This window comes from Halapricum hydrolyticum (assembly GCF_025517535.1).
Classification (GTDB): Archaea; Halobacteriota; Halobacteria; order Halobacteriales; family Haloarculaceae; genus Halapricum; species Halapricum hydrolyticum.
Genome location: NZ_JAOPKC010000040.1, coordinates 1 through 8,646 on the forward strand (window position 1 = coordinate 1; position 8,646 = coordinate 8,646).

General features: G+C 62.5%; 9 protein-coding genes. 1 reads left to right on the top strand and 8 read right to left on the bottom strand.

Features of this window, described 5'->3' with window-relative positions:
• Positions 1–111: 111 nt before the first annotated feature.
• The 6 genes from OB916_RS16680 to OB916_RS16705 all read right to left on the bottom strand — a co-directional run bounded on the left by OB916_RS16680 (position 112) and on the right by OB916_RS16705 (position 5,041).
• Entirely contained in the window at positions 112–429 is a 318-nt protein-coding gene (locus OB916_RS16680) for a hypothetical protein (RefSeq protein WP_315910428.1), read from the bottom strand.
• Positions 430–512: 83 nt separating this feature from the next.
• Entirely contained in the window at positions 513–1,208 is a 696-nt protein-coding gene (locus OB916_RS16685; protein ID WP_315910429.1) for a hypothetical protein, read from the bottom strand.
• Positions 1,209–1,814: 606 nt separating this feature from the next.
• Positions 1,815–2,555: a universal stress protein gene (locus OB916_RS16690; RefSeq protein WP_315910430.1), complete on the bottom strand. Its 741-nt coding sequence runs from the start codon at positions 2,553–2,555 to the stop codon at positions 1,815–1,817.
• 2 nt (positions 2,556–2,557) lie between these two features.
• Positions 2,558–3,997, bottom strand: a complete 1,440-nt coding sequence (locus OB916_RS16695) for an APC family permease (protein ID WP_315910431.1) — start codon at positions 3,995–3,997, stop codon at positions 2,558–2,560.
• 67 nt (positions 3,998–4,064) lie between these two features.
• A complete protein-coding gene (locus OB916_RS16700) occupies positions 4,065–4,238 on the bottom strand; it encodes a hypothetical protein (RefSeq protein WP_315910432.1) in 174 nt (57 codons plus the stop codon).
• 284 nt (positions 4,239–4,522) lie between these two features.
• Positions 4,523–5,041, bottom strand: coding sequence for an RDD family protein (locus OB916_RS16705; protein WP_315910433.1), 519 nt, complete (start codon positions 5,039–5,041; stop codon positions 4,523–4,525).
• 125 nt (positions 5,042–5,166) lie between these two features.
• Between OB916_RS16705 and OB916_RS16710 the strand changes: the two genes are divergently transcribed.
• Complete coding sequence (locus OB916_RS16710; RefSeq protein ID WP_315910434.1) at positions 5,167–6,021, top strand: coenzyme F420-0:L-glutamate ligase; 855 nt, start codon at positions 5,167–5,169, stop codon at positions 6,019–6,021.
• Positions 6,022–6,044: 23 nt separating this feature from the next.
• Here the strand turns inward: OB916_RS16710 and OB916_RS16715 are convergent, their stop codons facing one another.
• Together OB916_RS16715 and infB are read right to left on the bottom strand one after the other, a co-directional pair.
• Positions 6,045–6,449, bottom strand: a complete 405-nt coding sequence (locus OB916_RS16715) for a VOC family protein (protein WP_315910435.1) — start codon at positions 6,447–6,449, stop codon at positions 6,045–6,047.
• Between the two features lie 134 nt (positions 6,450–6,583).
• Positions 6,584–8,392, bottom strand: a complete 1,809-nt coding sequence (gene infB, locus OB916_RS16720) for a translation initiation factor IF-2 (RefSeq protein WP_315910436.1) — start codon at positions 8,390–8,392, stop codon at positions 6,584–6,586.
• Positions 8,393–8,646: the final 254 nt, after the last annotated feature.

Below are 8,646 nucleotides of genomic sequence, written 5' to 3' on the forward strand. Positions count from 1 at the left end.
ACGGCAGACCTGCCGTGCCTCGTCGGTAGCAACCATACTCATCGTACGCTGTCACCGGAGAAATCCGACTCTCAGCTACTTCGGCAACTACTGTGAAGGCGGAGGAGGATGTCAAAGATACACCTCGTATACTTTAATCGCAGTTGTCGTGATGAGGGCAGCAACGACCCCAGCGACTAACGATTCTTCGTAGAGCGCCACAAGCATCACAATGACAAACATCATCGAGATTGGAAACCCAGCCACCGGATAATCCTCTGCGAATTCATTGATGAAATACACTCCCACTCCTGCACCAATACCCGCAACGAATACTGTCCAGTTTAAGTACATATCTCGCATATACCAGAAAAACATCGCTACTACTACCATCACGGAGAGCGCTACTATATCTTCCCAGCCGTCAGCGCGCAGTGAATTCAGATCCATACGTGGTCACACATGAGTTTGGCTAGCTACACGGATCAACCGGTATCACTCTTTTTTCCATCAGGATCAACTCACGTCTTGTGTTAGAATCCCAGGTGCATATTCACATCACACTCTCCAATCTCCCCCATCTCGTCATGACCGACACCCCAATCCGGAGCCAGACCAACTGCGATAGTCGGGCTCGTATTCCAGCCCCAGAAGTTCGATTCATCCCGATCCCAGAACGCCATCGACATTTCAACGCTGTTTGGGATCATCTCCACATCAATGAGTTGATCAATCGCTGTAGTGAGCCCCGAGCAGATTCCCGATGCGCATAGCCCACTGAGACCACCTGTCGGAATTGACCCAGCAGCACCAGCTGCATAGCAAACACATCCTGCAAGAGCCGCAACCCCAATACTGGAGAACGCTCCCACACCCTGGAAGTGGAATTCGAGCGCATAGTGTGAATTCCACAAGACATCATTACAGCAGCCGTTGCAGATCTGCTTGACGTCGACATCGTAGTCTTCGATGAAATTCTCGGGGGTGAAATCAACTTGCTGGGCTCTGATCGTCCCGCCACTGTCGAGAGAACTTGCGCTCACAGATGAGTCGATCTTTCCGAACTCAACCGGATGGCCACTCTCGGTCGCTTCGTACGTCTTGTCACCCGACAGCGCCGAGACATAGTCTGTGTTTCTGTACGTAGCAGCCTCTCTGAAAAGGAACTTCTCACCGAGCACTTCGACGAGCGTAACGACAGTGTCGCCGTCTGTACTGATTTCTTGCACACTGCCACATCTTTCGCTGCCGCGACCACGCCCTCTTTCGCTGACTTGACCACATCCACGATCGCCACCGCTGCCCTGGCCACGCACCCTGTCGGATGCAGAAGCAATCCCAGACGCACCGACTACCAAACCGCCGCCAACGGCTGCGCCAGTTGTTCGGAGCACTTTGCGACGATTCGTCCCACTCTCTGGGTTCTCCCCACCCATTACAAAAAATACCGTTTCGGATAGGGTATTTAAAATCACCGATAGCCGATAGTTACGGGATGAAGTGCCTGCCGTCGTTGAGGTAGGATCACGGCCGTCAGCAGAAGAAACGGTTGCTAGCAAGATCGATCACCACGCCGAAGTATCATTCGCTGAGAGTTCGATCAGTCCAGTGATCTCAACGATTTTGTGAACAAATCAGCACTGAACTCCAGGCAATCCAATATCTGCCCGGATTCCGGGCGTCAGCCGGCGTCAGACGGACTGTTGTACGTCTGTTCCGCAGTGATCGCACGACTGCGTCCTCGTGAATGAAATGAACGAGGGCTCGGAAGTCGAGCCCCGCGAGTCTTCGGGCGTGCGATCGTCGCGGTAAATCGTTACAACAGCCCGTATCAGTCACTCCTCCGTCTTTTCCTCGACTTCCGGTCGTTCCCGCTGGACGACGAACACCGGGCCGAGGAACTGGTCGGCGACCTGATCGGCCGGCAGGCCGAAGACGAACGTGGCGAGCGTGGGGTCGGATTCACCCATCACGAGGGCGTCGAAGTCGACCGTCGCGTCGACGATCGCATCGACCGGGTCCTGCTCGCGTTCTATCCGGGTCTTGATTCGGTCTTCCTCGAAGCCGTTGTCGACCAGTCTGTCGGCCAGCCCGTCCAGGAGCGTCTGAGCGTCTGCGTCACTCTCGCCCTCGCGAGCGACGTGATACAGCGTCACCGTCGCGTCGGTCCCGGCGAAGACGCCGTCGACGACACGGGCGAGCCGATCGATTCCGACAGTCCCGCGGACGGCCACGAGGACGTCGTCCATCTCGGTGACGGTGTCGGGGATGAGCACGGCCAGGCAGTCCTCCTCGTGGCTGAGACGGTTGATCGTCTTCTGGGCGGCGTGTGTGAACACCAGCCGTCGCTCGACGGTCGCACCGGCAGTTTCGAACAGTTCCTCGAGTTCGTCCATGCGGGCCGTCGCCCGCTCTTCGAACTGCATCTGGGCCTGTCCCGGTGCGGTCTGTTCGGGGATGACGTGATAGCCCAGCAGGACGACGTGGGCGTCCGCGAGCAGCTTCGGCACGCCGTCGGGGATCGATTCGCCTTCGAGGACGCGGATCGGGACGAGTACGGATGGTCTGTCTGTCATGGTTAGACGTCTCCTTTGAGTCTCACGTCAGTCGCGTAGTAGCGATACCACAGGTACGAGCCGCCCATGACCGCGGCGCCGATCACGATCGAGGCGGGGTTCATGAAGGCGATCAGCCCGGCGCTGGCGACCGCGCCGACGATCGGCACCACGGGATAGCCGGGAATCTGGAAACTCGGATCGTACCAGGGCGGGTCGCGCCGCCGCAACACGAGCAACGCCACGCAGATCAGTGAGTACATCACCAGGTGCAGGAACGAGGCGACTTCCGCGAGGATCTCGACCTGGTCGGTCGCCACGAGGACGAGAATCGGCCCACCTGCCATCCCCAGCGCGATGTGGGGCGTGCCATACTTCAGGTTGATCCGGCTGGCCCACCGGGGGAGCAACGCGTCGCGGCTCAGCGCGTAGACTGATCGTGAGGCGCTGAGGATCGAGGCGTTCGCGCTCGAAAAGGTCGCCAGCAGGCCAGCGAAGAGGATCAACACTGCCCCGGGGCGCCCGAGCAAGTCGCGAGCGACCTCGACCATCGCCGTCTCGCCGAAGGTGCCCAGCCGCTCGGCCCCGAAAGAGCTGGTCGCGACGAATATCGTCACCACGTAAAAGATCGTGACGACGATCACCGAGCCGACCATCGCAAGCGGGAGATTCCGGCCCGGCTGTTTGATCTCGCCGGCGACCGTCGCGACCTGCGCGAACCCCAGATAGGAGGTGAACACGAGCGCTGCGGTGGTCAACACGGGGAGCTGTCCCTGGGAGAAGAACTCCTGGGGGACGGACTGGCGGCCGAACACGCCGGCGGCGTCGAGGACGCCGTAGGTCAGAAAGCCGGTGAGGACCGCGAGCAGAATGACCACGATCACGTTCTGGAGTGTCGCGGTGTTCTCGGTCCCGCCGACGCTCAGGGCTGTCAGTGCCGCACCGAACAGCAAACCGAGAATGACGTGGGGGCCGACCGGCAGCCCCGTCAGAACGACGCCGGTTTCCGCCAGGACGGCCACGACGTAGTGACCCAGTCCGACCAGGTAAAACGCTGAGGCGAACACGAGTCCGAGCCACAGCCCCAGACCGACGATCGCACCGTACGGCGTGCCCATGCTCCGGGAGATGAAGTAGTACCCGCCCCCGCTACGGGGCATCGCCGTCGCCAGCTCCGAGGTCGGCAGCGCGACCAGCAACGCGATGACGCCGCCGATCGCAAAGGAGAGCGTGGCCGCGAGCCCGGCTTCCTCGGCTGCGAGCCCAGGGAAAACGAAGATCCCCGCACCGATCATCGTCCCGATACCGATCGCCAGTCCGCCGACGAGCCCGATCGTCCGTTCCAGCTCGACGTCGTCGCCCTGGACCGTCGTCTCGTCGGTCACGCCTTCCGGTTCCGGTTCTGGCCGTTCGCCGGCGACGTTTTCGCCAGTCGACTCACTGCCCGCAGCCGGATCGGACATACGTACTACATCGCTGACTCGACACAAAAATACCAGGGCCAGACGCGCTGACTGTCGATCCCGCTCGTTACCGGGGTCCCGAACAGAACAGCGCGTACCCGACCAGTCCCGTCGCCGGGACCGAGCCGGCTCCGATCGTCGCCGCGAGCGACAGCGACGAGACCGCACCGACGACTGCCCCGGCCACGATCGGTGCCGGAATCAGCGCGAGCAACCAGTCTGCCAGGGTGACGTCCCTCACGTCCGAATCGTGTGGCTCCGTCTAATTAAATATTATTACCGCTACACCAATTGTCCGGATCACGGCCGCAGTGGGCGTCGAGATACGGCTTGCGGCGCTCGCCGCTACGATCTCCTCGGAGCGTTCCCGCTCGGGGATCGTGGCGCGGCTTTCGGGGACCGGCGCAACAATCACGCCTCTCGTCCGTGGCGACGTGGGTATCCGCTACTCTCGCCTGGCAGAACCGTTCCGGGAACCGATTGCCCGTGGCGGGCCCGTGCACTTCTGTGGTTGCTGTTTCCTGTCTAGCTCGCGCCGAAGTTCTGGAACTCGTACCCCTCCGCATCGTCGTCGTCCGATCGACGTTCGGACGCTGCCTGCCCCCGTTTGGCGACGACGTACGTGTCCGCGAAGATGTCGAAGTTACGCTGGCGGAGATCGGTCGACGCCATCGCGACGAGTGCCGCGATGACCGCCAGCGTCCCCCCGATCGGGACGGCTGACGGGATGTTCCGAATCAGTGCCTGTTTGAGCGATGGATCGGCCCCGTGGCGGTCGACGACCTTGATACCGGTGATCCGTTTCCCGATGGTCTGACCGTTCCAGTACGCCTCGAAGAGTGTATTGTACGCCAGAAGCGACAAAAAAGCCAGAATTGTCAGCGCTTCCTCGCTCCCTCTGGGATTCACCGCCACAAAATACACGTAAGCAATGCCAAATAATATCACAAAATACGCGACGTAATCGATCAACTGTGCGACGCCCCTGGCGATCACTGTCCTGGTCGTCTCTTCCGTCGGCTGGATCCAGTCGCTCTCGCCCATCAAGATGGCGTTGCGGTGTTATAAACTTAATTATTAGGACGGGAGCATCGCATAATTTCTCTCGCCGGCCAAACTGTCCTCGAATAGGGGACAGATTGACTGTGATGGGAACTGAATCATCACGTATGCCCGAGCTAACGTTCCACGGGCTGGACATCGGAACGGTGGAACCGGGCGACGACCTCGTTGGGCGGATCGCCGAGACGACCGCCGAGGGGTATCCACTGGAGGACGGCGACGTGGTCGTGATCACCACGAAGGTCGTCTCGATGGCAGAGGAGCGGCTGGTCGACGCCGACGAGGTCGAGGTGAGCGAGAAGGCCGAGCGGGTCGCGGACGTGACCGGGATCGATCCCCGAGAGGTCGAGTACATCTACCGGGAGAGCGATGTCATCGGCGCGATCCCGGTCGGAGCGATCGGCGAGGACGTCATCATGGACCACGCGGTCGATCCCGAGGCCGCCGAGGAGGCGATTTCGGCACTCCCTTCGGCGCTGGTGACTGACCGGAACGGCCGCCTGTGTACCAACGCCGGGATCGACTGGTCGAACGCGCCGGAGGGGCAGATGACGCTGCTGCCGGCGGATCCCGACGAGGGCGCACGGCGCATCCGCGAGGCACTCGAGGACAGAACGGGAACCGATCTGGCAGTCGTGCTGGCCGATTCGGAGATTCTCGGGCCGGGTTCGATGGACCTGGCGACGGGGTGCTCGGGGATCCAGGCGGTCGACAGCAACTTCGGACGGACAGACCTCTACGGGCAGCCGAAGATCGGTGGGATGGACATGATCGCCAACGAACTCACCGCCGGCTCGGCGCTCCTGTTCGGTCAGGCCGACGAGCGGATCCCGGTCGTCGTCGTCCGGGGCCTCGACTACGAGGACGGCGAGGGAATCCCGAACTCCGGCGGGCTGATCCGCCGTGGACTCCGCAAGACGATCCAGCTCACCGCCCGGCTCAAGGCCCGCGAGTGGATCTGAGGCCGGGGAATCGGCGTCGCCCCTCAGATGAACTGCTCGAACAGCTCCGCCCCGGCGGCAATCTCCCAGCAGTGGCCGTCCGGGTCGGTGAAGTACGCGGAGTAGCCGCCCCAATCGGTCTCGCCTGGCGGCTCGGTGATCGTCGCCCCGGCCGCCTCCGCCTCGGCGACGAGCTCGTCCACCTCCTCGCGCGTGCGGACGTTGTGAGCAAGCGAGACGTCACCGGTCCCGGTCGTCTCGGGATCGAGATTCGCGCCTTCGGCGTGGGCCTCCCGGGGGTACAGCGCGAGGGCGAACCCGTTCAACTCGAAGCAGATGAACTCGCCGAAGCGTTCCAGGACCGGAAATCCGAGTCCGTCGCGATAGAAGGCTAGCGAGCGGTCGACATCCTCGACGCCGAGCGTGATGACTGTGAGTCGCGGCTCCATGGCCGTGTTTCACTGGGGCTGGGCAAAAGTATACCTGCCCGCTCGCTACCCATGTATCGGACTGGTACGTCCGGTGAGCTCGACCCGAACCGTCGATCGAGACTCTCGATATCGCGATCGACTACACAAAACGCCTACTTCCCCCAGAAGGGGTCGCGTTCGCGGTGCGTGTCGAGGTACTGCTTGAGGACCTCCCGTTCGCCGCCAGTGATCTCCTCGCGGAGTTCCTGTTCGAGGATCTTGGCGTGCTTTTCGGGGATCTCGACCCACAGCTGCTCGCCCTCCTCGATCTGGCGGCCGACCGTCGGCCCGTCGATCGAGACGGCGACGCGATCGCCGCGGGTGGCCTCCTCGACGTCCTCGCCCTCGTCCTGGATGGTCTTGAGGTGGCCGACGCGCTCGAACTCCCCGCCCTCGAAGCGGCCGACTGCGACGTTCCGGCGTAGCTTCCCGCCCAGTACCTCGACGCCGACGACCGCCGGGTCGGACTGGCGGAACGTGTGATCGGGCAGGATCTCGAAGCGCGCGGGCCGCGTGATGTTTTCGAGGATCTGGTCCTGCTGGGCCTCTTCGATGGCCGTGACGTGCTCGTCGTAGTCCTCGACGAGCTGGTAGATGACGTCGTCTTCGAAGATGTCGACGTCCTCCTGTTCGGCGAGTCGGCGCGCGTCCTCGAGAACGTCGACGCCGAACGCGAGGATCGCCTGGTGTTTGGGATCGTCGGCGGTCTCGGCCATCCGGACGTCCCGGGGCGCGACGTCGCCGACCTCGGCGTGCATGATCGGGATCTCCTCGTCTTCGAGCGTGCCGGAGATTGCCTCCAGCGAGCCCAGCGTGTCGGCCTTGACGGTGACGCCTTCCTCTTCGGTCCCGACCTCGATCTCGGCGAGTTCCGCCTGCACTTCCTCGATGACCTCCTCGAGATCGCGATCGCGGACGACCCGGATCGGCGCGCCGGCCATCGCGTCGTCGAGATCGGGCGCGGCGATCTTGATCCCGTCGGCGGCCGCGACCGCCTCGACCGTGTCGAACTCCTTCTCCGTGCGGATCTCCGACAGCGGTTTGGGCTTGAGCAGCGCCCGCACTTCAGTGACGATCGGCTCGTTCACCCCGCCGACGACGATCCGGTCGTCCTCGCGGACGGTACCGTCGTAGACGATCGCGTCCAGCGTCGTCCCGAACCCGCGCTCCTCGGTGACTTCGAGGACGGTCCCCGCGCCCGGGCCGCCCACGTCGATGGACATCTCTTCTTTGAGGAATCGCTGGGACAGCCCCATCAGCACGGTCAAAAGATCCGGGACGCCCTCGCCGGTCATCGCCGAGAGGGGCACGACGCCGATGTTGTTCTGGAAGTTCTGGACGCGCCAGTACATGTCCGCGGAGAAGCCCTCGTCGCTGAGCTCGCCGATAATCTCGTAGAGACGCTCGTTGAGATCGGATTCGACCCGGTCGGACTGGCGGTCGATCGCGCTCTGGATCGGTTCGACGTCGTCGGGATTCCAGCCCGGCAGCGTGTCGACCTTGTTCGCGGCGACGACGAACGGCGTCTGTGTGCGCTTGAGGATGTCCAGTGCCTCGATCGTCTGGGGCTGGAAGCCGTCAGTGACGTCGACGACGACGATGGCGATATCGGCCAGTGCCCCGCCCCGGGAGCGCAGCGTCGAAAAGGAGTGGTGGCCGGGCGTATCGATGAACAGCAGCCCCGGCAGGTCGAAGTCCTCCGGATCGACCAGTTTCCCCGCGATCTCGGAGATGACGTCGAGCGGTACGGCCGTCGAGCCGATGTGCTGGGTGATCGCACCTGCCTCACCCTCGGTGACGGCCGACCCGCGGATCGTGTCCAGCAGGGTCGTCTTGCCGTGGTCGACGTGTCCCAGTACGGCGACGATCGGTGTGCGTAGCTGTCCCGCGGTCGGTTCGGCGCTGGCGTCAGAATCAGACATGCGTGCCACCCTCGAGCGACTGATATCGAAAAACAGTCGAGCAGCGCATTTAAGCGCGTCGTCTCTGCTTGCTGACGGTAATCTGCGACGATGCCGTGCAGACGCTACTAGTTGACGACGGTACCGCGCGAACACCGTTTGCCTCTTTGTGCATTGCTCAGCTTTGCACGTTGAAGTAGGAGCGTGACGTAGGCGGTAGCAAGGACAGATGATGCCGATTACGGACTTTCTGTCGTGCACGCGCGTGTTCGACA